Source organism: Clostridium nigeriense, assembly GCF_900086595.1.
Taxonomy (GTDB): Bacteria; Bacillota; Clostridia; order Clostridiales; family Clostridiaceae; genus Clostridium; species Clostridium nigeriense.
This window is the reverse complement of the sequence record NZ_LT575472.1, coordinates 2,824,309-2,849,942: the sequence shown is the minus strand read 5'-3', so window position 1 is coordinate 2,849,942 and position 25,634 is coordinate 2,824,309. Positions and strand designations below refer to the sequence as shown.

The window sequence follows — 25,634 nt, the reverse complement described above, 5'->3', positions numbered from 1 at the left end:
AGTAGATAAGAAATAACAGTAAGGTAAGTTATAAAAGATATAACTTACCTTATTTTTATATAATAGAATTTTATTTACCTAAGTCAACTATTATATTCTCACTTGCACCATGATCATATCCAGAAACAGTAAATATATTAGTTGCATCACTATCTTTAATAAAGAAAATTGAATATTCATTATTCCAAGTATATGGACTTAAATAATTATTATTACTATCTATAAGGAAAAATGGTGGAATAGAGTAATGATCACTTTTAGTATCTAGATTATAATAAATCTTTATACTTATATCAGATTTTTCTATTTTATTTATTTTTAGTACATCTCCATTTTTATAAGTAAGCATATTATCATTTTTTAGGTATAGCTCTTTTTGAGAATTAATTATATTAGTAGTATTTAAAGAAAAATCAAAAGCCCATGTTCCATTAATTTCTTTTTCTATATAGCCATTTTTAGGTTTCTTGAATGAAACACTAGAAAATTTATAAGAAAGTGAACAATTTAAAGGTTTAGATTTAGAAGCATTTTCAAGATCAAAAAGGCTAATATATCTTATTTTATCATCTGATATTTTAAAGAACTGTGAAGATTTAGATTTTAACTCAATATCATTAATATAAAGGAGAGGAAGTACAAGGATATCCTTGGTTTTATCTATAATACTCTTCTTTAATTTTTCAGGAAGGTTATTATAGTCTATAGTAGAACTAACTATTAATTTATTTTCTTCAATTAAAATTTCCTCAATAGATACTGAAATATTATTATCTGTTACTGTTTTATTTATTATATTTGCATAATTATCATAATGTTTATTTTCTGATATTTTAAATATGTCTTTTAAATTTTTACCAAAAGAATTAATAATTGCATTAACATTGCTAGTATTTAAAATTGAGAAAGAAATTATTGATAATATTATTAATGCTGCAATTTGTCTGTAAATAGGTCTTTTTCTAATATATATTTTTTCAGAGATCATATTCTTATATTTTTCTATTTCAGAAGTAGTGAGTTCAGTATTATCGTATTCATCAATATTAACATCGATATTATTAAAAGCTTTATAAATATTTTTCATAATTCACCTCATTAAGACTATTTTTTAAAATTGAAAAGAGCTTCTTTCTACCCCTTGATAATTTGTTATATATTTGTGTCTTAGGTAATCCTAATTCCTTAGAAATAGTATCAGTAGGAATATCTTCTAAATAGTACTTAGTAAATATTACTTTATCTTCCGGCTTTAAATTATCTAAAAGTAATTTAATTTCATTTTGCAATTCTTCATATAATAAGTTTTCTGAAAGATCTTTATTATCACTTAGTAAAACTTTATCTATATCTTCAAAATTATTATGTTTCAGGTATTTACGTTTATAATCAATGGCTTTAAATTTAGAGATTATCACAATCCAACTCTGAAAAGAACCTTTACAATCAAATGAATCAATATTATTCCAAATTGATATTAAAACATCATTAATACATTCATCTTGATAATAAGGGAGTGAAGATAGATGTTTTCTAATTGCTCCTCTTATTAAGCCACCATAATTTTCAAGTAGTAGCTCTAAGCCTTTTTCATTTTTGGATTTTATATATTTAATTATAATTTTATCCTTCAATAAATTCTCCTCCTTGTAAGTACTCACACTTTATATAACGAATGATTTACTAATAACCTATCAATTATATTATATAAATTTAAAATGTAAGATTATATAGAATATACTTAATAAGTTAGTGTAATAAATACTATTAAATATTCTAATACTATAAGTGAATGAAGAAATATAAAAATAGATTAATAAATTTGGAGGAATTATGAATAGAGAAAATAGAAATCAAGCTTATTCTAAAGCAAAAGAAATGATGATAGCTGGAGAGTCTTGGGATAAAATAATGGAAGAAACAAGGCTTAGACAAAAGGACTTAAAAAGAATTCAATCAACAGAAATAAGTCCTAAATTTTAAAAGAAAAAGTGTGATATTTTATATCACACTTTTTCAGACTGCTGAATATTTAAATAACATTAACTTGCTAAATTAACTTTCCCATCTTTTATTTCTATTATTCTATCAGTTTTTTCTGCAATTCTTCTATCATGAGTTATAACAACAAAAGTTGTATTAAATTTTTTATTTATATCTCGCATTAAATTATATATAGTCTCTGTTGACTCAGAATCTAGATTTCCAGTAGGCTCGTCTGCTAAAATTATTTTAGGATTATTCATTAATGCTCTTGCAATAGCTGTTCTTTGTTGTTGTCCACCAGACATATTAACTGCAAGATTATTTTTAACTTTAGATAATCCAACTAAATCTAGTAGGGCTTCAGCTCTCTCAATAATTTCCTTTGAAACTTTAGAAGATTTTATCTTATAAGGCATTAGGACATTTTCAAGGGCTGTAAATTCAGGTAAAAGATAATGAAATTGAAATATAAATCCAATAGTTTCATTTCTAAGCTGAGCTAATTCATTTTTACTTAAATTATCAGTTCTTTTTGAATCTATATAAATTTCTCCACTAGTTGGTTTATCTAATGTTCCCATAATATTTAGTAAAGTACTTTTTCCACTTGCTGATGCACCTATTATTGAGTTAAAACTTCCTTTCTCAAAGGATAGATTAATATCCTGTAAAACTTGAGTTTTGAAAGTATTTCCATAAAATTTATTTATATTATTTAGTGTGATTATTTTATCCATTTTTTATTACCTCCAATAAATTAAGTTTAGATGATCTTATAGCTGGTATTAGTGATGCTATAGTAGAAGATAATATAGCTATTAATGCTGAAAAAGCTATAAATTTATAATCAATATATAATTTTACTATAGGAGTACCATCTGGATTTAGTGCAAATTTACTAAATAAGTAGCTTAGTAAAAGACCTAATATTACTCCAATGAATGCTCCTATTATTCCAAGTAAAAAGCCTTCAAAAAGGAAGATTAGACTTGCATCTTTATCCTTTATACCCATAGCTTTTAAAATTGCGATTTGTTTAGATTTTTGGAGTACAGTTATTGCAAGAACACTAGCTATACCTAATACTACAGAAACTAACACAAAAATTTGGATCATTATACTAGAAATACTTTGTCCATTTAATCCACTTAAAAGCTCTGCATTATCATCCTTCCAATTGCTAATTTTAATAGTATCATCTAATTTTGAACCTAAATCAGAAGCTATCACATCAGCATTGAATAAATCATTAGTTTGCATTTCAATAGAGGTAACATTATCTCCAAAAGAAAAAATGTTTTGAGAAGTATTTATTGTAGTAATTAACCAAGATTTATTTATAGAGGCAACACCTAAGTCATAAAAGCCAACTATTTTTAATGTTTCATTAGCACCTGAATTTGAAATAATATTAATATTATCTCCAAGAGTTAGATTAAGTTCCTCCTTAAGATCTTTTCCTATTAATGTCTCAAAATCATTTCTCACTTCTCTACCTTCATATATTCTATCTTTTATATTATAGATTTTATCAGAAGCATCTATATTCATGCCTCTAATTAAGACAGAATAAGTTTTATCATTAGCTTTTGTTAAAGCTGCTCCATCAGCTACTGTAGATAAATTAGTAATATTTGTGTTTATATTATTAATATTTTCTGTAAGCTCATTATAATTAGAAATTAAATTATCATTGCTAGTAGATGTTATTTTTATTTGTGGTGAATTTCCTATTGTTTTATTTATAAGACTTTTTTGTAGTCCTGTTATTAAAGAACCTATAAAAATTTGTACTGAAATCCCAATAGCAATTCCAATAGCAATTAGAATTGTTTGTCCCTTACTAGATTTCAGAAATCTTAATGATATTTTAAATGGTAAACTCATAATAATCCTCCTTTTATTAGTAAATATATAGAATAATAAATATTATTTGAAAATAATTATTAATTAGGTTAATATTATATTACATCACAAAATGTGATAAATCAAGATTAAAATTGAATAAATAGAAAAAATATTACGATATGTTATATTACGTTATAATAAATATAAATATTTGTTATAATAGAATAACAAACATTTAGAAAGGAGTTTTATATGAATGAAAAATTTTCCAATCGTTTAAAGACTCTTAGAAAACTAAAAGGATATACGCAAAAAGATTTTTCAGATATTATTGGAGTTAAACAGACTACAGTATCGAATTATGAAAAGGGATTAAGATTTCCTGATGTAGATAGATTAAATCAGATAGCAAATATTTTTAATGTTTCTGTAGATTACTTAATAGGTAGAAATGAAGTTGAGAATGTAATAATTAATACAGATAATTATAATATAGTAAATAAAGAAGATTATAGAACTGTTTTAGATTTTTTGTTAAAGGGTAACAAAGATGAAGCTAGAAATTTAATTATGAATATATATAATTCAGGAGTAGAAATTGAATTTATTTATTTCAACATATTAGAGAAAATATTGAAAGAAGTAGGTAGGCTTTGGGAGAGTGGTAAAATAGATGTTTGGAATGAACATTATGTATCTGAAAATATTTTAGATATTATGAGAGAGATTAAGAGTATTCAAGACAATAAAAAATATAAAAAACTGTCATTGATTTCCTTAACAGCTGGTGCTGAACAGCATAATATAGGAATAAAGATGATTTCGGATTTATTAGAAGTAGAGGGGTATGATGTAACATATCTTGGATCAAATATACCTACAATGAGTATTATTAATGCAATTAGAAATAAAAATCCTAGGGTTGTTGCTATTTCAGTAACTATTTCTAGTAATATAGAATCTGCAAAAAATATTATAAAAGCTATAAGAGAGGTATTCAAGGAAAAGGCTCCAATAGTGGTTGTTGGAGGTATGGCTTTTAATAATATTAATGACGTATGCAGTGAAACAGAGGCAGATTTTTATTGTAAAGATATAGAAGAGATAAAAAGAATATGTAATATATAAAAAGAACTATTAAAGTCAGGCCGAAACCTGACTTTTTATTATTATTTAGGAATTTATAAATAAATATACAAATAAAATGATTATTTGCAAAGAGAAAATTTAAAAGTATATTTATTCTTAATTTACAAAATAAGTAGGAATTATTTTAACATTTTGGAGATTGATGGCAGGAAAAAATGTTAATAATCAGAAAAGGAACTTTAATAACTATAAAATTGTAAATATTTTCAGAATAAATTGACAATAGATATTATTAGTTTTAAAATAATAATTATTAAGAAATAGAAAAAATTATTAATAAGTTTTAGGTGAATTAGTAGGAATATTTGCAGCATTAGTTTTAGCTTTATTATTATGGAAGGGTGTTTTAAACTAAACACTAAATAAAAGGAGGCAGTTTTATGTTTTTTAAAACAACAGAACAACACGAAGAATTTCGTGCTAAAATTAGAGAATTTGCAGAGGCTGAAATAAGACCACAAGCCTTTATGTGGGACAAGGAAAATATTTTTCCAACAGAAGTGGTTAAAAAACTAGGGGAAATGGGTGTTATGGGTACACCTTATCCAAAAGAGTATGGTGGATTAGGAAGAGATGTTATTAGCTATGCTATTGCTGTAGAAGAACTTTCCAGAGTTGATGGTGGAACTGGAGTTATATTATCTGCTCATGTTTCTTTAGGTAGCTATCCAATAGCTGCTTTTGGTACTGAAGAGCAAAAACAAAAATATTTAGTTCCATTAGCAAAGGGAGAAAAAATTGGAGCATTTGGATTAACTGAGCCTAATGCAGGTAGTGATGCAGGAGGAACAGAGACAACAGCAGTATTAGAAGGAGATTATTATATATTAAATGGTGGAAAAATATTTATAACAAATGCAGATAAAGCAGATACATATGTTGTATTTGCTGTAACTACTCCGGATATAGGTGTTAGAGGAATTAGTGCTTTTATAGTTGAAAAGGAATGGGATGGATTTACATTTGGAGACCATTACGATAAAATGGGGATTCGTTCATCTTCAACTGCAGAATTAATATTTAACAATGTTAAAGTTCCTAAGGAAAACTTATTAGGAGAAGAAGGACAAGGCTTTAAAATAGCTATGCAAACATTAGATGGTGGGCGTATAGGAATAGCGGCACAAGCTTTAGGAATAGCTCAAGGTGCTTATGAAAACGCTTTAGAGTATTCTAAGGAAAGAGTTCAATTTGGAAAACCTATATGCCAACAACAAATAATTTCTTTTAAATTAGCAGATATGGCAACTAAATTAAGATGTGCTAGGATGTTAGTTTATAGTGCTGCTGAACTTAAAGAAAATCATGAGCCATATTCAATGGAAGCAGCTATGGCTAAACAATATGCTTCAGATATATGCTTAGAAGTTGTTAATGATGCGCTACAAATATTCGGTGGGTCAGGATACTTAAAGGGAATGGAAGTTGAAAGAGCTTATCGTGACGCTAAGATTTGTACTATTTATGAAGGAACAAATGAAATACAAAGAGTGGTTATAGCTTCTCATATAATAGGCAAGATGCCAAAGAATAACGTTAAAGGAAAGAAGAAGGCTGACGCATTGACAGGGGCACGTAAGAAGGTTATATTTAAGGAAGGTACAGCTAAAGAAAGAGTAGACAAGCTTGTAGAAGCTTTAAAATCAGATGGATATGATTTTACTGTAGGAATAGATATAAATACACCAATATCTAAGGCAGAACGTGTAGTTAGTGTAGGTAGAGGAATTGGGGAAGAAAAGAATATGGAACTAGCAAGAGCTTTGGCTGTTCAAGCTGGTGCAGCTATTGGTTCATCACGTCCTGTAGCTGAAACATTAAAATACTTACCTTTAAATCGTTATGTTGGAATGTCTGGACAAAAATTTAATGGAAATCTTTATATAGCATGTGGAATATCAGGTGCTGGACAACATCTGAAGGGTATAAAAGATGCCACTACAATTGTTGCAATTAATAATAACCCTAATGCACCTATATTTAAAAATGCCGATTACGGTATAGTTGGAGATATAATTGAAATAATGCCATTATTAACAGATGCTTTAGATAACGGAGAACTTAAGAAGGAAGCTCCTCCTATGAAGAAGATGAAGAGACATGTTCCTAAGAAGATTGCGACTACATGGAAGACATATGTGTGTACTGGGTGTGGATATGAATATGATCCTGCAGTAGGTGATGAAGAAAATGAAATAGTACCAGAAACTCTATTTGAAAATCTTCCAGAAGAATGGATATGTCCAGATTGTGGTGAAGAAAAATCTAATTTTATAGAGTCTTAATATTTAGCGAATGTTTAAATTTTCATAGTCAAAAGGAGGATTAATTTATGTTTTGTGTTAGAAAAGTAACTGAAGACCTTTATTGGGTAGGTGGCAATGATAGACGTCTTGCTCTATTTGAAAATATTCATCCAATTCCAAAAGGAGTATCATATAACTCATATTTATTATTGGATAAAAAAACAGTATTATTTGATACTGTAGATTGGTCAATATCAAGACAGTTTTTAGAAAATATTGAAGCTGTTTTAAATGGTAGAAAATTAGATTATTTAGTAATTAATCATATGGAGCCAGATCATGGAGCTTCAATAGAGGAAATAATTTTACGTTATCCAAATGTTAAAATAATAAGTACTGAAAAATCATTCTTATTAATGAGGCAATTTGGTTTTGATATTGATAATAGAATAGAAGAAGTAAAAGATGGTGATGTTAAGTCTTTTGGTAAGCATGAGATAAAGTTTATAACTGCACCAATGGTACACTGGCCAGAAGTTATGGTTAGTTTTGATACTACAAATGGCGTTTTATTCTCAGCAGATGCCTTTGGATCTTTTGGAGCATTAGATGGAAAATTATTTAATGATGAAGTTAATTTTGAACGTGATTGGATTGACGAAGCTAGAAGATATTATACAAATATAGTTGGTAAATACGGACCACATGTACAAGCTCTTCTTAAAAAAGCAAGTGCTCTTGATATTAAAATGATTTGTCCTTTGCATGGGCCTGTTTGGCGTACAGATTTAGGATATTTCATAGATAAACATGATAAGTGGAGTAGATATGAGCCAGAAGAAAAAGCTGTAATGATAGTATATGCATCAATGTATGGAAATACTGAATCGGCAGCTAATGCATTGGCTACTAAATTTGTAGAAAAAGGAATAACTAATGTGGTTATGTACGATGTATCTAATACTCATGTATCCACATTAATTTCTGAAACATTTAGAGTTAGCCATATTGTTTTAGCTTCTGTAACTTATAATTTAGGAATATATCCATTAATGCATAATTACTTAATGGATATGAAGGCTCTTAATGTTCAGAATAGAACAGTTGCTCTTATTGAAAATGGATCATGGGCAACTAAGTCTGGTCAATTAATGGGAGAATTCCTTGATAGTATGAAGGGAATGAATATTTTAGATGATAAGCTTTCTTTAGTTTCTTCTATGAAGGAAGATAATGTTGTAGATATGGATGCACTTGTTGATAGTGTTATTGAATCTATGAAATAGTCAATACATCACACTTACATTAATATAAATAAATTAAAAGAATCTGCAGTGTAATGTTGTAGATTCTTTTAATTTTTTATATCTTTTTTGATATAATATTATATATTTAAAATTTAGGAGGAAGTATGCTTACAATTGGATATATAGGAAATGGGAAAAGTACAAATAGGTATCATTTACCTTTTGTTTTACAAAGAAAAAATATAAGAGTAAAAACTATTTATCAGAGAAATCCTAATAATGAAGTTTGGGATAGGGTTCAAGGAATTAAATATACATCTAATTTAGATGAAATATTAAAAGATGATGAAATTAAATTAATAGTAATTTGTACAAGACAAGATAGCCATTACAAATATGCAAAATTAGTTTTAGAAAATAATAAACATTGTTTAGTAGAAAAACCTTTTACTGAAACTTATTCCGAAGCAAAAGAACTATTTGATTTAGCAAAATCTAAAGGATTAGTGATTCAAGCTTATCAAAACAGAAGGTATGATAGTGATTTTTTAACTGTTCAAAAGGTTGTTGAAGAAGGAAAGCTTGGAGACTTGTTAGAGATGGAAATGCACTTTGATTATTTTAGACCAGAGGTTTCAGAAGGAACAGAGGTCTTTTCACCATATGAATCTTTTTTATATGGGCATGCTTGTCATACTTTGGATCAAGTAATAAGCTATTTGGGTGAACCAGATAAGATTAATTATGATGTAAGACAATTGTTAGGTAAAGGTAGGATGAATGATTATTTTGATTTAGATTTATATTATGGAAACTTAAAGGTATCTGTTAAATCTAGTTATTTTAGAATAAAACCAAGACCGAGTTTTATTGTTTATGGAAAAAAAGGGTGTTTTGTAAAAGAAACTAAAGATAGACAAGAGGAACATTTAAAAATGTTTTATATGCCTAATAATAAAGATTTTGGTTTAGATACTTTTGATCACTATGGAACATTAACTTTTATTGATGAAGAAGGAACAATACATGAAGAAAAAGTTAAATCAGTAGATGGTGATTATGGAAGAGTATATGATGATTTATATGGAGTTATTATGAATAATAAGAATAAAATTATTAAAGATGAAGAAACTTTATTACAATTAAAAATATTAGAAGAAGGAATAAGAAACTTAGAATAAGTTTTTAATATTAAAAAGCGAATTTTAATTAATGAATTCGCTTTTTATAATATAAAACTTGAAGTTTATTATAATATTTCTAATACTTCAACTGTATATTTATCCTCAGGTGCAACTACCTCAACTATATCTCCTACTTTTTTTCCTTTTAAAGCTAATCCTAAATCAGATTCTATACTTATGCACATATTTTCAGGATCAGAGTCCATAACAGTTACTAAAGTTATAACATCTTCAAAATCATCTTCAATAAATCTTATTTTGGCTTTGCTATTAATATCAAGTGAAGATTTATCTATTTCATCTTCTGATATAACTGTAGCAGTAGAAATCATAGTCATCAGATATTGTATTCTATTATCATTTTCTCTATAGTTAGCACATGCTTCTTTATATTCTGCATTTTCGGATCTATCACCATGAGCTGCAGCAATTGCTTTTTCTTTAGCTATTTCTGCTCTTTTCACAGTCAATCTATATTCTAATTCTTCTTGCAACTTTTTTATATTTTCTTCGGTAAGCGTATTATTCATAGAAATTAATCACCTCTTAAAAATTATCATAAGAATATTATATATAAGATATTGTAAATATTCTATATGTAACTTAATTATCTTTTGAAATGAAAATAATGGAACTATTAAATAGTTCCATTATAGAAAGTTTAAAATATGGTGGAATTTGCTACTAAATTTATTATTAATACTTCATTATTTAGTAATTCCTTTTATAAGAGTACTGCTTGAAGTTATGGATATAAATGCAATCATAACAAATAGTATATTTGCGCAAAGGCCACCTAGTGTTAAAGCTGAATTAAACAAATATATTGTTGGAACAAACAATAAAGTAACTAATGCAATAGGAATAAGCATTATATAGGAAATATTATATTTATGATCTAAAATTTTTGTGATAACAGAAGTTATCGAAATTAAAATTCCTGGAAAAACAGTTATATAGCTAGCTCCAGGTAATAATAAAGTTAATATTATGGATAAAGCTAATAATAATGTTAAAGAGCCTATTAAATATTCATTTTTTTCATTAAAATTATTAGTGAATTTTTTTATTGTAAATATATAAGCAATAAAAGTAATTAAGATAAATAATATTAAAATAATAGATTCATATTTTATAAGTGGTAAATAAGTTATTTTAAATGGTCGACCATTTATAATTGCTAAAATCCTAGTAACAATATAAGCTATTCCCATACTAATTATTGTATAAAGTAAATTAATAAATGAGAATTTAAATACTTTTACTAAATTTTTATGTTTTAGATTTATATATAAATATATTATACAAATTAATATTAAAAGTATAAGTATGTAGTTAATAGCTTTTGAGTACTTAATAAATAAATTTCCAAGACTAAAGAATATACTATCACTTTTACTAGTAATTTCAGATGGATTTGAATATTTACTATTAGATACAAACTCTTGGACTATAGGTAAAACTTGATCACCGTAATGTTGCATAGATTTATAATTTAAATTATTAGGATTGTCATTAGGTGTATGATAATTTTCAATACCATTTAAGACACTTATATTTATACCAGGAATATTGTTTTCAAGAAATACAGTAAAATCAGTTCCATTAGGTAAAAGTCTATATATTTCAGGGGTTATAGAGTATGAGAAAGTCTTATCAGCCGAATTATATAAATCTACTACAGCTGAATTATTAGGACTTGTTTCGAACATTACTGCAGGACCTTTTGTGCCTCTAGCTTCAAGGTTTATTAAATAATTTACACCATTGAAAATTTCATATTCCTTAACAGCTTCTTTAGCACCTAAAAGACCAGCTTCTTCACCATCAGTAAATAAAATTTTTATACCATTTTGAAGTTCTATATTGCTTTCTTTTATAACTCTTAAAGTTTCAAGAATTGTAGATAATCCATATCCAGCATCAGCTGCTCCAAGAGAGCCATCTTTTTCTGCATAACGCTCAGGTTTTGCTCTAGAACTATCATAGTGGGTTACTAACATAATATAAGAATCAGATTTACCTTTAATTTCTGCATAAATATTTTGAATGTCTTCATAACTATCACTTCTTTTTACATAAACATGACTATATTCATATATTTTTGGTTGTGCTCCTAACTTAGTTAATTCAGAAGTCAAATATTCCCTAACTTTTTCTTTAGCTTCTACATCATAGATTGAATGTGGTTCCTTTGCAATTTCATTGATATGATCCATTTGGTTACTAACATTAAATTTTGAAAAATCATCATAATTAGGTTTTGAAGGATTGAGAGAATTAAGTCCAAGAATCCCAAATAGAAAAAGTGTAAAAATTAAAATAATATAGCTTGTACTATTGCTTTTGTTCATAATAAATCTCCTTTTGTTTGATAATAAATTATGTAAAATATACTATCAAATATCAAATAGTTTGTAAATCAAATATTTTGCTGAGGGGATGAATTATTTTTAGTATAGATATGTTTTGGTGTCATTTTCTCCAAAAAGCAAAAAATTAAATTAGAAAAACTTATACAAAATAGAAAATATAAGTATATAATTAGATATATAGAAAAATTTTATAAAGGGTATGGAGGTAAAATTATGTTTAATTTAAATGGAAAAATAGCAGTTGTTACTGGGGCTTCGAGTGGTCTAGGAAAGGATGCAGCAATAGCATATGCTAAAGAAGGCGCAAATGTATGCTTATTAGCAAGAAGAATTGAGAAAATAGAAAGTTTAGCTAAGGAATTGGAAAGCTTAGGAGTAAAAGCTATTGCACTTAAATGTGATGTAACAAACGAAGATGAAGTTAAGAGCGTAATAGAAGATATAATAAATAGATTTGGAAGAATAGATATTTTATTAAATAATGCTGGAATAGCTATAGGTGGAGGAGTAGAAACTTTAACTGAAGAGGATTGGGATAAAAGTATGGATACTAATGTAAAGGGAATTTACTTAATGTGTAAATATGTTGTTCCAGTTATGAAAGAACAAAATTATGGTAAAATAGTTAATGTAAGCTCAATAAATGGATTAATAGCAGATAAAGCTGATATTTTTATTAGACATTCTTATAATGCATCAAAGGCAGCTGTATTAGGATTATCTAGAGGAATGGCAGCTTCATATGCTAGGTTTGGAATAACAGTAAATTCAGTTTGTCCTGGATTATTTGAATCAGAAATGACTGAGAATACATTATTTAAATCTAATGAATTTTTAAATGGCTACAACTCACTTTGTCCTGCATCTAGACCAGCTAAAAAGGGTGAATTAAATGGAACTATTTTATATTTTTCATCAGATGCTTCAAGTTATGTTACAGGACAACATATTGTAGTTGATGGAGGAACATCAATAGTATAAAAAAGTTAAATTAGGAGGATACAATGAAAAAATTATTAGTAGTTATTGATTATCAAAAGGATTTTGTTGATGGAGCATTAGGATTTGAAAAAGCTACTGCTTTAGAGGATGGGATTTATAATAAGATAAATAAATATTTAAGAGAAGAAGATAAAGTATTGTTTACCTATGATACTCATAAAGAAAACTATTTAGAAAGTAGAGAAGGAAAAAATCTACCTATCGTTCATTGTATTGAGGGAAGTGAAGGACATAATTTATATGGAAAATTAAAAGATTTTATAGGTGCAGATAATACCTTACATTATTATAAATATGGGTTTGGTATAGCACCTAAGGATATGGTTAAAATTTCACAGGATATTGGAGAAGATATAGAAGTAATTGAGATAGTTGGAGTTGTCACTAATATTTGTGTTATTAGCAATTTTGTAATGTTTCAATCTCAATATAGAAATGCTGAAATAATTGTTGATGCAAGTCTTTGTGCTAGTTTTGATGAAAGCTTGCATTCAAAAACATTAGATGTTATTGAAGGATTACAAGGAAATGTTACTAATAGAATAAATAGTTGATAGTTAGAATAAGTGCCATATATTGACATGAGATAAAAAGTTTTATATAATAAAGTAAAAAATAACCTTTAGGAGGTGCCTATGAAATTTGATATCATATATTTAGTAAATTTAATATTTATATTGAGTATTACAACATTTCTATTTGTGTATCTAAAAGGTTGTTTATCAAAGGAAAGAAAGAGTTTTAATAAGGTTATCTTAAAATATTTAAATAAAGAAATATTTAATTATTTTATAAACTTAACCTTAGACAAATTTAATACTTATGAAAAAATAGATATTTGGAGATATTGTACCTTATTTTAATAATAATGATGTTTAGAAAATTTATTTAAATTAAGGAGGATTTATGAACATCATTATTAATGGTTTTAAATTTATGATAGATTTATTTTATGGACTTACTGGAGATTTTGGAATAGCAATTGTATTACTAACTGTAGTTGTAAAGCTTATTATGCTTCCTTTTTCAATAAAGCAAAGAATAGCTATGAAAAAGCAAATTAGTTTTTCTAAAAAGATAGAAGAGGTTAAGAAGAGATATAACAATAATAAAAAGAAACAAGAGGAAGAATTAAATAAGCTTTATTTAGAAAGTCCTAAGGGATTACTGGGTTGCTTAATTCCAATATTACAATTACCAATAATTTCAGGGTTATATATGACAATAAATAGATTACAAGTTGAAGCTATGACTATTTTAATACCTTGGGCTATGAATATTGGAAGTGCGGATGATAAATTTGTTGTTCCTTTACTATATACACTTATTACTATAGCTCCAAGTATTATTTCGTACTTAAATATTTTTAGTAATGAGGAAAAATCTATAAGCATAAAGTCTATTTTGCCGATGATTATATTTGGTTTAGTTATTAATATAAAAGCTCCTATTGCATTAGGAATATATTTTATAACTTCAAGTTTGTTTACTTTAATTGAGGATATAGGCTTTAGATTATATAGTAAAAATAAAGTTTTTGCATAGACTAAAGGTATTTAAGGAAATTTCCTTAAATACCTTTTAATTTATAAAAAGGAAGATAATTATGAACTTTGTCAGATTGAAAAAGATATTTAAATGTTTAATACCTATTTTATTATTTATGTTAATAATTAATATACCATCAGATGCTGTTGCAAGAGCTGGCGGAGGCGGCGGGGGCGGCGGAGGCGGTGGTGGTGGCGGTAGCTCACATCATTCAGGATCATCAAACTCTTATAACCGTAGAAGTAACCCTATTGCTTCAATAATAAATATTGGAATGTTTTTTTGTATTTCTTCAGCTGGAGTTATAGTTTTTAAAATAAGGCTTAGTAAAAAGAAGTTAAAGAGCATTTCAGCTATAAAAACTTTAAGTGAAAATGACTATACTTGGGATTATGATAAAATGAAAAATGATATTGAAGAAGCTTTCTATAAAATTCAAAATGCTTGGATGGAGAGAAATCAAGATTTAGCAAAGGAATATATGAGTGAAAAATTATATGTTAGGCATAAATCTAAAACAGAATGGATGAAGGTAAGAAAAGAAAAAAACATCCTTAAAAATATGAAATTGATTAAAGCAACTCCAATTTCAATTAAGGATAAGGAAGGAATTATAGAAGATCTTATCTGGGTTCATATAAAAGCAAAAGCGATAGATTACATTATTAATGAAGAAAGTGGAGATTTAATAGAAGGTAATAAGTATAGAAGTATTCCATTTGAAGAGTATTGGAAGTTTATAAGAAGAGAAGATAGATGGATATTAGATGAGATAATGCAAATAGATGAAATTGAGAATTTAGATTTTTTTGATATAAACTTAAATAGTTAAAAATGTAATAAGATTAGACAAAAAGGACTTCAAATAATAAGTTGAAGTCCTTTTTATGTAAAATTATTTAAACTTATCATGAAATTGTTTTATTTTAAAGAACTTTACCAGTTAATTCTATATGTTCCTTTACTAATGCTGTAAGTTTAGTAATAATGCATATTTAGAATAAATTAGTATAAAATTTGTAATTATATTATGTATATGATAGTATAAAAAAGTATTAAACTATAGTGAGCATATTATAAAAATGGAGGAATAACTAATGATAAATTTACCAAATTGTCCAAAGTGTAATTCAGAATATACATATGAGGATGGAAGCATTTTAATATGTCCAGAATGTGGATATGAATGGACTTTAACTTCAGAAGATGAGAGTAATGATGATGAATTAATAGTAAAAGATTCAAATGGAAATATATTAAAGGACGGAGATTCAGTTAGTATAATTAAGGATCTAAAAGTTAAAGGAAGTTCAGCTCCATTAAAGCAAGGTACTAAGGTTAAAAATATAAAGTTGGTTGAAGGTGATCATAATATAGATTGTAAAATAGATGGATTTGGAGCTATGAAATTAAAATCAGAATTTGTAAAAAAAATATAATATTGACATATAAATAAAATGGTTGTAATATTAAGGTAAATAAATTTGAAAATTCTATGAAGAGAATAAGTAAATTATTATTTTGTTCAACAGAGAGTTGGTAACTGCTGAAAGCCAATGTTCAAAAGATAATTGAAAATCATCTCTGAGAAGCAACGCCGAAAAATATAGTAAGTGTTGACGGAGTCTTTCACCGTTAAAAGATAAGCGTATTGTTAGATACGTAACTAAGTGCTATAAATATATTTATTTTAAATTATTTATAGAATTAGGGTGGTAACGCGGATATTTCCGTCCCTTGTTTTTAAGGGACGGTTTTTTTATTTAAAAAATTGGGGGTAATAAAATGAATAACTTAACAAAAAAAGATTTATTATTAATAGGACTAATGCTTTTTTCGCTATTTTTTGGAGCGGGAAATTTAATTTTCCCACCATTTATGGGGGAAGCCGCAGGAGATAAAACTTGGATAGTACTAGTAGGATTTTTTATTACAGCAGTTGGATTCCCTGTATTAGGAGTTATAGCTGTGGCAAAATCAGGAGGATTAACAAATTTAGCAAAGAGGGTAAATCCAATTTTTGCAACAATATTTACGATCTTAATATATTTATCAATTGGACCAGGATTAGGAATTCCAAGAGCAGGAAGTTTACCTTTTGAAATGGCAGTTGCACCTTATTTACCTGAAAGTATTTCTTTAAAATTATCATTATTTTTATATACACTTATATTTTTTGCTATAGCATATTGGCTATCATTATCCCCTAGTAAATTAGTTGATCGTATGGGAAAAGTTTTAACACCTGCATTATTGGCATTAATTTTAATTATGGTTGTAGGGTCATTTGTAAAACCATTAGGTAGTTATGGAGCACCTGTAAATGGGTACCAATCATCATCCTTCTTTAAAGGATTTTTAGATGGATATTTAACTATGGATACTATTGCAGCTTTAAATTTTGGGATTGTTATAGCACTTGCAATTAAGTCTAAGGGAATAAATGATGATAAAAAGGTTGTTAGCCTATCTATAAAAGCGGGTATTATAGCTGGAGCACTACTTGCTGTTATATACGCTATGCTAGCTCATTTAGGAGCTACAAGTGGTGGAAAGTTTGGATTAAGTGAAAATGGAGCTCAAACATTAACCAATATAACTGCATATATATTTGGTAAGCCAGGAGCTATATTATTAGCCTTAATTTTTACTTTGGCATGTTTAACAACTTGCGTTGGATTAATAACTTCATGTAGTCAGTATTTTACTACGCTAACAAAAAAGATATCATATAAAAATTGGGTAGTAATCTTAACTGTTTTTAGCTTATTAGTAGCTAATATGGGATTAACAAAAATACTTAGTATATCAGTTCCTATATTAAATGCTATTTATCCAATTGCAATAATGCTTATTGTGTTATCAGTATTTGATTTTATTTTTAAAGGAAGCAAATATATATATGGATTAACTATATTGTTTACTGGTATAGTTAGTATAATTGACTCATTAGGACAAGTTGGAATAAAAATAGATTTTATTGCCAAAATAATTTCATTGCTTCCACTTTCAAATGAAGGATTAGCATGGTTTATTCCAGCTATCTTTGGAATTATATTAGGGTTAATTTTGAAATTAGCTAAAGAAGAAAAACTTACTATAAGTAAAGACATTGAAGAAGAGATTATTAATTAAGTGGTAGAAAGAATAATATTTATTTAAGGACAAATAATAAATATTAGATTTAGTATAGTAATTATTTATTGAGGTGGATATATGTTTAATAATGATAAGCCTACCATACTTATAAGCAAATGTATAGAAGGAGACGCATGTAGATATGATGGTTCTATGATAAAGGATTCCTTTGTTAATAAATTAAAGTCTTATGTAAATGTTATTGAAGTTTGTCCAGAAGCTCAGATAGGACTGTCTACACCAAGAGATAGCTTAAGGTTAATACAAAATAATAATGAAGTTAGTTTAGTTTGTTCAAAAACAGGAGAAGATTTAACTAATAGAATGACAGAGTTTTCTAATCGATTTTTAGAAAGCTTAGATAAATCTAAAATACAAGGTTTGATTTTAAAAGGAAGGTCACCATCTTGCGGAATTAAGGATGTTAAACTTTATAATAATATTGGGAAATCAAGTACTATAAATAGAAGTAATAGTGGTATTTTTGCACAAAGGTTAATAGAAGAATTTGATACTATACCTATAGAAGACGAAGGAAGATTAACTAATTATAATATTAGAGAAAAGTTTCTAACTTGGATGTATGCTAATTATAATTTCAATAAGGTTGAAGAGAACAAATCTGTAAGTGCACTTGTTAAATTTCAAAGTCAATACAAATATTTATTAATGGCATATAGTCCTTCAAGACAAAAGGAATTAGGTAAGATTGTTGGTTCCGCTACAAAGGCTAACTTAGATGATTCAATTAGAGAATATAAATTAGTCTTAGCAAAAGCTTTGTCTACAAGCCAAAGACCTATGAGAAATATTAATATGTTATTACATTTATTTGGTTATTTTTCAAAGGATTTAAGTAAGGAAGAAAAATCCTTTTTCTTAGATACATTAGAGAAATACCAAAATAAGAAGGTTCCATTCTCTTTACCACTTACTATAATTAAGTCTTGGGCAATAAGATTTAATAATGAATACTTATTAGAGCAAAAGATTTTTGAAAGTTTTCCTATAGAGTTAGTTGAAGTTACTGATTCTGGGAAGGGAATATAAGGGGCTGTCACAAAGATAGCTCTTTTTTAGTATTTTTGTATTATATAAAAAGATATCTAAATAGTATTTAAAGCACAATAATACATTAAACAGAGTATAAATATCAATGAAAAATATTTCTTGATTTCATATAATTAAACTATACAGAAGAGTAAATTCTGTATGGGAGGTTGGAATTATGAGTTCGAAAAATATTATGATTAGAAAAGCAAAAATTGAAGATATAAATGAAATTGCAAATTTAATTTATTACACAGAGATAAATCCTGAAGATGTTTGAGGGGGAGAATCTAAAGAAGAAACTTTAGATAACTTGAAAATATTAGTTAAAAGTAAAGAATCAAGATATAGTACAGATTATATAACTGTTGCTGAAGTAGATAATAAAATAGCAGGGGCAATTATACTAATTCCTTATGATAAATTAGATATTTTAAGTATTGAAACAGATTTGAAGCAAATTAATAAAATAGATGGATTTTCAGAAAAAATATATTATATATTTAATTCATTAAAATATATGTTGTTTAGAGAATGTAGAAGAGGAAATTTATATATTTCTAATATAGCTACAGATGAAAATGCAAGAGGACTTGGAATAGGGAAAAGGTTAATGATGTATGCTGAAAAAGTTGCAAGAGAAGAGGAGTTTGAAGGTATATCATTAATTGCAAAAAATGAAAAAGTAACTAAATTCTATGAAAAATTAAATTACAATAAAATTTTTGATAGGGTACTTTTAGGTGAAAGAGTAATAAAAATGGCTAAAGTACTTTAATATAAATATAATCTTTCTAGTTTATCTAGGAAGATTTTTGGTTTTTTATGATAAAATTAATAATATATAAAGTTTTGGAGGATGATGAAATGGAATATAAAGTTTTTGGAGAAACAATTGTATTAAGATTAGAAAAAGGTGAGGAAGTTATTGAATCAATAAAAAACCTATGTGAAAAAGAAGATATAGGCTTAGGATCAATTTCAGGACTTGGAGCTACAAATCATGTAACTGTTGGATTATTTAAGGTAAGTGAAAAGAAATATTATTCAAATACCTTTGAAGAGGACTTTGAAATAACTAATTTAACAGGAAATATTTCTAGAATGAATGGGGAAGTCTACTTACATATACATGGTACTTTCGCAGATATAGATGGGAAATGTATAGGTGGACATTTAAATAAAGCTATAATAAGTGCTACTTCAGAAATAATAATAAATAGAATCAATGGAGAAATGGGAAGACAGTTCAGTGAAGAAATAGGATTGAATTTAATAAAATTCTAGTACAAATAAAATGCATCTTATATAGTTCTATTTTTTATTTTATAACTTTAATAATAAGTATTCAGAAAATAAAAAAATATATATTGACAATATTATGTAATGGTTGTATTATATAAATAAAGATATTGATAATTATTATCAATTAATGGCGATGAGATACAATCATTTTCTTAAAGTGTTTATTTAACCCCTAAAAAAGAATCCTAAAAATTTTAGGATTCTTTTTATTTAAAAATTATTCTTTAATTAATATCTTTTCCACTTCAGCAACGTAGAGAGTATGATAATCCTTAGTAGGATAACATTTATCATCTAGAGATTTATCTATAAAGCATTTAAGATCTAAGTCTTGGGCATAAAGCTTTTTACATATAATGGTAAGTATTGATTCTTCAAATACTGGAGTTTCTTCAATGTAGCTTAGATTAAGTTTTGTTTTAGAAATTTTATTTTCATCTCTTCCAGATACAGTTCCTAAATAACTTAAATCTTTTTTATAAGCTTCATTAAAGAATGTTAAAGAGAATTTATCTGATGCATCTACAAATTCTTTAGTGTATCTTTGAGGTCTAATAAAAATATATACAACATTTTTATTCCAAAGAACACCAAGTCCACCCCAAGAAGCAGTCATTGTATTAACAGTTTCATCTTTAGCTGCAGTAATAAGCATCCAATCGGAACCTATTAATTTAAAAGCGCTTTCATTTAATTCCTTAGGACTAATTTCTTTATAATTATTCATAATATGTCCCCCTTTTATATTAAAAATATTATATACCCTAATTATTAATAAGTAATATTAATTCCAAAGGATATCCTCTGGCATAGTTTCAAGAACCGTATTTAATACATCTAAAATACTATCTTTTTTAACGTTGGATGAAGATAATAATTGCTTATATTTTTTACTTCCTTTTTGCCCTTGAAATAGACTATGAAGAGGAGAAACTAATGAGTGAACACTATTTCCATTTTCGAGTTCTTCAATTATATAAGGAATATAAGCTTTAATAGCATTACCTCTTGAAATAGGTTTATTATTTTCAGCATTATCATAAAGCTTATAGAAATTAGCTAAAAGATAACAATCTTCATAAGCAGCTCTTCCTATCATAACACCATCAACTTTGGTTAAAGCATCTTGGATAGATTCCATAGTTTTAAATCCACCATTTATTTCTATATTTAAATAGTTAAATTCTTTTTTTAGATTATAGACCATGTCATAATCCAAAGGTGGAATTTCTCTATTATCCTTAGGACTTAGTCCTTTTAATATTGCAGAACGTGCATGTATAGTGTATCTATCAGGTTGAGCCTTAGATATAGTATTTAAAAATTCTAAAAGATCGCTATAACCTTCCATTATAATTTTATTATTAGTATTATTTAACACTCCTGTACCATCAATACCAATTCTATGCTTTATAGTAATAGGTTTATTAGTAGCCTCTTTCATTGCACATAAAATTTCATATACTAAGTCTTTTGATGACATTAATGCAGCTCCCATTAAGTTTCCTGAAACTCTATCAGAAGGGCAACCACAATTTAAATTAATTTCAGTATATCCATAGTCTTCCGATAGTTTCACAGCTCTATAAGCATCTTCAGGATTAGAAGCTGCAATCTGTAAAGCTACAGGACCCTCTTCTTCTTTAAAGTATAGTATTTTATCCCTATCTCCATGAATAATAGATTGAGCAGTAATCATTTCTGTATATAAAAGAGCATCTTTAGTTAAAATTCTTGAAAAATATCTAAAGTGTCTATGAGTTTTATCCACCATTGGAGCTATGCTTATCTTTGGGGTTTCAACATTTGAAAAGTATTTTTCCATCTTTTGTATCCTTCCTAGATTTTTTATTTTTAATAATTATATCATACAGAAATAAAAAGTATGAAATATTATAGTGATTATTTAGGTAAAATTATAAGCAACTTTATATAATATCTCATACTTAATTTTTAGTTATTATCTAGTAATAAAAGTGTTACGAAAATTGATAGTAAAAAACCTCTAGCTATATTAAAACCAATAATACCAAGTCCTATAAAATCTATAAGTACATATCCAATTATGTAAATAGTACAACAAATAATGGTCCAAATTATTTTACCTTTAGTGTTTTTAGGAGATTTAAAAGATATTTTGTTTTTGCTTACTAAATATTTAACTATATATTTTAATAAGACACTAAAGATAGCAAATGATAAAATAAGTGTTAAGATGCTTTCCAAGCTTTCAGCTCCTTTCAAATTCTTTCAATTTTATGGTAATATTATAACATTTATTTAGATGGAATAAATGTAAATTTATTTTAAAAAGATATGAAAATAAATATTCATATGGAAGATTGACAAAAATGTCACAATAGAATACACTAAAAGTAATATATACCAAATAAATACAGTTAGTGTAAATGATTTTATTTAATACATATTATAAATAATAGAATAGTTCATATACATACCTATAAAAAGATAAAATAACAGAAGAAAATATAATTTGATAATTAACAAACTATATTTGTGTTATAAGTAATTAATTTAAAATAAATGATTATATTTAGGAGGTATTTTATATGAAACTTTTAGGGAAAGTTGCTGTAGTTACAGGTGCAAGTTCAGGTATGGGGAAATCCATAGCCCTTCTTTATGCAAAAGAAGGAGCTTCTGTTATTGCAGTTGCAAGAAGAAAAGAAAAACTTGATGAAATAGTTGAAATGTCTAAGAATTATGAGGGCAAAATAATTGCAATGCAAGGGGATGTTTCAAGAAAAGAAGATAATGAAAAAATGATTGATCTTGCTGTTAAAAACTTCGGGAAAATTGATATTTTAGTTAATAATGCAGGAATAATGGATGAAATGATGCCTGTAGGTGAAGTTGAAGATGAACTATGGAGCAATGTGATGAATGTTAATTTAAATGGACCATTTTATGCTTGTAGAAGGGCTGTAAACTTAATGATTCAGCAAGGCGGAGGAAACATAATTAATGTTGGTTCTATAGGAGGATTAAATGGCTGTAGAGCAGGAGTTTCTTATACTGCTTCTAAATATGCATTATTAGGACTAACAAAAAATATTGGTTTTATGTATGCGGATAAAGGAATAAGATGTAATATTATTTGCCCAGGTGGAGTAGAATCAGAAATTGGAGTAGGTACAAGCCACCCTAGTGAATTTGGATTTTCAAGAATTAGACTTGGATTAGGGAATGTACCAAGAACAGGATTGCCAGAAGAAATAGCTACAATAGCTTTATTCCTTGCAAGTGATGATTCTAGTTTAATTAATGGTGCGGAAATAGTTGCAGATGCAGGTTGGACAGCATTTTAATAAAGTTAAAGTAGATTAATAAAAATTATAAATTTAAGAACTAATAAGATTTTAAATAGGCTATTCAAATTCATTTTGAGTAGCCTATTATTATTATAAATAAAGATATATAATAGTAGTAAATTAATATTAAACTAAGGAATATAGAATCAGTTAAGCGAATATGAAAATAACTTTTTGAATCTTAGAAATATTCATAAGGAGGTAACTATGGAGAAGTTAAGTCACGGTTGTACTTTAGATTGCTTTGATTGTTGTAAATTTAATGTATATGTTGAAGATAATAAAATATTAAAAATTGAAGGGGATAAAAGTCATCCTTTTACTAAAGGATTTATTTGTAAGAAGGGATTAGCTCATTTAGATAGGTTAAACCATAAAAATAGGATAGATAGCCCGATGTTAAAAATTAATGGAAATTGGACTAAAATAACCTTTGATGAAGCATTAAAACTAGTAGCAGAAAAATTATCTTACTATAAGCAAGAATATTCTTCAAAATCTATTTTATATTATGAGCAATATGGAAATGGTGCTTTATTAAAAAGTATGGGAGATGTATTTTTCAACTTTTATGGTGGTGTAAGTAAGTCGAAAGGAGGTCCTTGCTGGAGTGCTGGTATAAAGGCACAAACTTTAAATTTTGGCGATGTAAAAAGTCATTCATTAGAAGACATGCTTAATAGTAAGTCAATATTTGTATGGGGAAAAAATCCTGCTTTTACCTCAGTACATACTATTCAATCTATAAAAAGAGCTAAATCAAAAGGAATCAAGATAGTTGTAATTGACCCTATATATACTAAAACAGCTGAAATGGCGGATTTGTATATTAGAGTTAAGCCAAATGGAGATGGAGCTTTAGCTCTTGCCATGGGAAAAATAATTATAGAAAATAAATTGTATGATGGAGACTTCATAAAAAGTTTTGTTAATGGATTTAACTCTTATAAGGAATATGTTGATTCTCTTAATTTAGAAGATTTGATAGAAATATCAGGTGTAAGCAAAGAGAAAATAGAAGAATTAGTAGATTTATATACAAATAAATATTCAACAATATTATTAGGTTATGGAATGCAAAAGTATAAAAATGGTGGTAATACCATAAGTTTAGTAGATATATTAGGTGCATTAACTGGTCAAATTGGATATAGTGGTGGAGGCATAAATTATGCTAATAAGGTTTATCCTAACATAATAAATTCCGATCCTTATAATAGCGAGAGGTTAGCTGAAAATAGATTTTTTTATGTTAGTGAAATGTCTGACTTCATAACTGCTTCCTTAGGTGGATACGATAATTATGATAAAGACAATATTTTTATAAACAATAATTTTAATAAAGAAGCTAATAAATCGGTAGAAAGTCCAATAAAAATGGCTATAGTAACTAAATCTAACCTTTTAAATCAGCTTGCTAATTTAAATGAATTAAAGAATTCCTTTTCTAAAATAGAATTTAAAGTATGCTTTGACATGTTTATGACAGATACAGCAAAGGAATGTGATTTGTTTATACCAACAACTAGCACTTTAGAAAGTGAAGATTTAATTTATAGTTCTATGACTAATCCATATATAATTTATAATGAAAAGCTAGTAGAGCCTAAGGAAAAGTTAATGGATGAGTATGAGTTTTATAAAGAGCTTGCAAAGCTTCTTAAAATAGAAGAATATCCATATGTGGATAAATATGAATACTTAACAAAAGTGATAGAGCCATTAAAAAAATATAATAACAAAGTAAGTATTGAATATTTAAAAAATAATCATTTTACAATTCATAGTCCAATAGCTTGGGAAGATAAAAAGTTTAAAACAAAATCAGGAAAATTTGAGATGTTCTTTAATAAAAATCTTTATAAAGAGTATAAGAGTAATAATGATTTTATATTATTAACAAATCATACAAGGGATAGCTTATCTAGCCAACACATGATGGATGCTGAAGGAATTTCAAATGCTTTTATCAATAAAAAAATGGCTAAAGAATTATGTATATATAATGATGATATTGTTATTTTAAAAAATGAAAATGGTGAGATTAAAGTTAAAATTAATATTGACGAAAGTGTAGCTGACTATGTTGTTTTAATGTATGTAGGTTGGTGGACAAAGCATGGAAATCCAAACTATTTAACTGACTCAGGTATATCAGATATTGGTGGACAAGTAACTTATAACGAAACAAAAGTAAAAATAAAAAAAGTCTAAGGGAGATTAA

The 25,634-nt window shown here is 26.8% G+C and carries 26 protein-coding genes and 1 other annotated feature; of the genes, 17 read left to right on the top strand and 9 right to left on the bottom strand.

Features of this window, described 5'->3' with window-relative positions; genetic code table 11:
* Positions 1-70: 70 nt before the first annotated feature.
* Both BN6774_RS13390 and BN6774_RS13385 read right to left on the bottom strand, forming a co-directional pair.
* Complete coding sequence (locus BN6774_RS13390; protein WP_066894618.1) at positions 71-1,087, bottom strand: DUF4179 domain-containing protein; 1,017 nt, start codon at positions 1,085-1,087, stop codon at positions 71-73.
* On the bottom strand, positions 1,071-1,634 hold the full coding sequence (locus BN6774_RS13385; RefSeq protein ID WP_066894616.1) for a sigma-70 family RNA polymerase sigma factor: 564 nt from the start codon (positions 1,632-1,634) through the stop codon (positions 1,071-1,073). The genes BN6774_RS13390 and BN6774_RS13385 overlap by 17 nt, the downstream gene beginning before the upstream one ends.
* A 199-nt stretch (positions 1,635-1,833) precedes the next feature.
* On the opposite strand from BN6774_RS13385, the gene BN6774_RS18655 reads away from it, so the two are divergent.
* Complete coding sequence (locus BN6774_RS18655) at positions 1,834-1,983, top strand: hypothetical protein (RefSeq protein WP_167349601.1); 150 nt, start codon at positions 1,834-1,836, stop codon at positions 1,981-1,983.
* Between the two features lie 59 nt (positions 1,984-2,042).
* Here BN6774_RS18655 and BN6774_RS13380 read toward each other — a convergent pair whose 3' ends face one another.
* Both BN6774_RS13380 and BN6774_RS13375 read right to left on the bottom strand, forming a co-directional pair.
* Entirely contained in the window at positions 2,043-2,723 is a 681-nt protein-coding gene (locus BN6774_RS13380; RefSeq protein WP_066894614.1) for an ABC transporter ATP-binding protein, read from the bottom strand.
* A complete protein-coding gene (locus BN6774_RS13375; protein ID WP_066894612.1) occupies positions 2,716-3,873 on the bottom strand; it encodes an ABC transporter permease in 1,158 nt (385 codons plus the stop codon). The genes BN6774_RS13380 and BN6774_RS13375 overlap by 8 nt, the downstream gene beginning before the upstream one ends.
* 213 nt (positions 3,874-4,086) lie before the next feature.
* Here BN6774_RS13375 and BN6774_RS13370 point away from each other — a divergent pair, with 213 nt between their 5' ends.
* The 4 genes from BN6774_RS13370 to BN6774_RS13355 all read left to right on the top strand — a co-directional run bounded on the left by BN6774_RS13370 (position 4,087) and on the right by BN6774_RS13355 (position 9,657).
* Positions 4,087-4,962 (top strand): cobalamin-dependent protein, encoded by an 876-nt coding sequence (locus tag BN6774_RS13370; RefSeq protein WP_066894610.1) that lies wholly within the window; start codon positions 4,087-4,089, stop codon positions 4,960-4,962.
* Between the two features lie 401 nt (positions 4,963-5,363).
* On the top strand, positions 5,364-7,268 hold the full coding sequence (locus tag BN6774_RS18195) for an acyl-CoA dehydrogenase family protein (RefSeq protein WP_084767020.1): 1,905 nt from the start codon (positions 5,364-5,366) through the stop codon (positions 7,266-7,268).
* 47 nt (positions 7,269-7,315) lie between these two features.
* Positions 7,316-8,515, top strand: coding sequence for an FprA family A-type flavoprotein (locus BN6774_RS13360; protein WP_066894608.1), 1,200 nt, complete (start codon positions 7,316-7,318; stop codon positions 8,513-8,515).
* A gap of 125 nt (positions 8,516-8,640) precedes the next feature.
* Positions 8,641-9,657 (top strand): oxidoreductase, encoded by a 1,017-nt coding sequence (locus tag BN6774_RS13355; RefSeq protein ID WP_066894607.1) that lies wholly within the window; start codon positions 8,641-8,643, stop codon positions 9,655-9,657.
* A 68-nt stretch (positions 9,658-9,725) separates the two neighbouring features.
* On the opposite strand, the gene BN6774_RS13350 is transcribed toward BN6774_RS13355, so the two are convergent.
* Both BN6774_RS13350 and BN6774_RS18755 read right to left on the bottom strand, forming a co-directional pair.
* Complete coding sequence (locus tag BN6774_RS13350; protein WP_066894605.1) at positions 9,726-10,190, bottom strand: GreA/GreB family elongation factor; 465 nt, start codon at positions 10,188-10,190, stop codon at positions 9,726-9,728.
* A 177-nt stretch (positions 10,191-10,367) separates the two neighbouring features.
* Positions 10,368-12,014, bottom strand: coding sequence for a M20/M25/M40 family metallo-hydrolase (locus BN6774_RS18755; protein ID WP_066894603.1), 1,647 nt, complete (start codon positions 12,012-12,014; stop codon positions 10,368-10,370).
* A gap of 234 nt (positions 12,015-12,248) precedes the next feature.
* Between BN6774_RS18755 and BN6774_RS13340 the strand changes: the two genes are divergently transcribed.
* The 10 genes from BN6774_RS13340 (at position 12,249) to BN6774_RS13295 (ending at position 20,060) form a co-directional block, all read left to right on the top strand.
* Complete coding sequence (locus BN6774_RS13340; RefSeq protein ID WP_066894601.1) at positions 12,249-13,016, top strand: SDR family NAD(P)-dependent oxidoreductase; 768 nt, start codon at positions 12,249-12,251, stop codon at positions 13,014-13,016.
* Between the two features lie 23 nt (positions 13,017-13,039).
* Entirely contained in the window at positions 13,040-13,591 is a 552-nt protein-coding gene (locus BN6774_RS13335; protein ID WP_066894599.1) for a cysteine hydrolase family protein, read from the top strand.
* A gap of 81 nt (positions 13,592-13,672) precedes the next feature.
* Complete coding sequence (locus tag BN6774_RS13330; RefSeq protein WP_066894597.1) at positions 13,673-13,900, top strand: hypothetical protein; 228 nt, start codon at positions 13,673-13,675, stop codon at positions 13,898-13,900.
* A gap of 43 nt (positions 13,901-13,943) precedes the next feature.
* The gene (yidC, locus tag BN6774_RS13325) at positions 13,944-14,582 is read left to right on the top strand and encodes a membrane protein insertase YidC (RefSeq protein WP_066894594.1); all 639 of its coding nucleotides are present in this window, start codon (positions 13,944-13,946) and stop codon (positions 14,580-14,582) included.
* A gap of 61 nt (positions 14,583-14,643) precedes the next feature.
* Positions 14,644-15,417, top strand: a complete 774-nt coding sequence (locus BN6774_RS13320; RefSeq protein ID WP_066894592.1) for a Tim44 domain-containing protein — start codon at positions 14,644-14,646, stop codon at positions 15,415-15,417.
* Positions 15,418-15,682: 265 nt separating this feature from the next.
* Positions 15,683-16,024 carry a zinc ribbon domain-containing protein YjdM gene (locus BN6774_RS13315; protein WP_066894590.1) on the top strand — a complete coding sequence of 114 codons (342 nt, stop codon included), beginning with the start codon at positions 15,683-15,685 and terminating at the stop codon, positions 16,022-16,024.
* 47 nt (positions 16,025-16,071) lie between these two features.
* Positions 16,072-16,326, top strand: a binding site (T-box leader).
* A 44-nt stretch (positions 16,327-16,370) separates the two neighbouring features.
* The gene (brnQ, locus tag BN6774_RS13310; RefSeq protein ID WP_066894588.1) at positions 16,371-17,720 is read left to right on the top strand and encodes a branched-chain amino acid transport system II carrier protein; all 1,350 of its coding nucleotides are present in this window, start codon (positions 16,371-16,373) and stop codon (positions 17,718-17,720) included.
* Between the two features lie 81 nt (positions 17,721-17,801).
* The gene (locus tag BN6774_RS13305; RefSeq protein WP_066894586.1) at positions 17,802-18,773 is read left to right on the top strand and encodes a YbgA family protein; all 972 of its coding nucleotides are present in this window, start codon (positions 17,802-17,804) and stop codon (positions 18,771-18,773) included.
* Between the two features lie 313 nt (positions 18,774-19,086).
* Positions 19,087-19,551, top strand: coding sequence for a GNAT family N-acetyltransferase (locus BN6774_RS13300; protein WP_066894584.1), 465 nt, complete (start codon positions 19,087-19,089; stop codon positions 19,549-19,551).
* Positions 19,552-19,640: 89 nt separating this feature from the next.
* Positions 19,641-20,060 carry a PPC domain-containing DNA-binding protein gene (locus BN6774_RS13295; protein WP_066894582.1) on the top strand — a complete coding sequence of 140 codons (420 nt, stop codon included), beginning with the start codon at positions 19,641-19,643 and terminating at the stop codon, positions 20,058-20,060.
* 235 nt (positions 20,061-20,295) lie between these two features.
* On the opposite strand, the gene BN6774_RS13290 is transcribed toward BN6774_RS13295, so the two are convergent.
* From BN6774_RS13290 to BN6774_RS13280, 3 genes are all read right to left on the bottom strand, one after another.
* A complete protein-coding gene (locus BN6774_RS13290) occupies positions 20,296-20,805 on the bottom strand; it encodes a flavin reductase (protein WP_066894580.1) in 510 nt (169 codons plus the stop codon).
* Between the two features lie 57 nt (positions 20,806-20,862).
* Positions 20,863-21,903 carry a tRNA dihydrouridine(20/20a) synthase DusA gene (dusA, locus tag BN6774_RS13285; protein WP_066894578.1) on the bottom strand — a complete coding sequence of 347 codons (1,041 nt, stop codon included), beginning with the start codon at positions 21,901-21,903 and terminating at the stop codon, positions 20,863-20,865.
* A gap of 128 nt (positions 21,904-22,031) precedes the next feature.
* On the bottom strand, positions 22,032-22,304 hold the full coding sequence (locus BN6774_RS13280; protein WP_066894576.1) for a hypothetical protein: 273 nt from the start codon (positions 22,302-22,304) through the stop codon (positions 22,032-22,034).
* Between the two features lie 344 nt (positions 22,305-22,648).
* On the opposite strand from BN6774_RS13280, the gene BN6774_RS13275 reads away from it, so the two are divergent.
* Together BN6774_RS13275 and BN6774_RS13270 are read left to right on the top strand one after the other, a co-directional pair.
* Entirely contained in the window at positions 22,649-23,407 is a 759-nt protein-coding gene (locus BN6774_RS13275) for an SDR family NAD(P)-dependent oxidoreductase (protein WP_066894574.1), read from the top strand.
* 210 nt (positions 23,408-23,617) lie between these two features.
* Positions 23,618-25,624 carry a molybdopterin-dependent oxidoreductase gene (locus BN6774_RS13270; RefSeq protein ID WP_066894572.1) on the top strand — a complete coding sequence of 669 codons (2,007 nt, stop codon included), beginning with the start codon at positions 23,618-23,620 and terminating at the stop codon, positions 25,622-25,624.
* Positions 25,625-25,634: the final 10 nt, after the last annotated feature.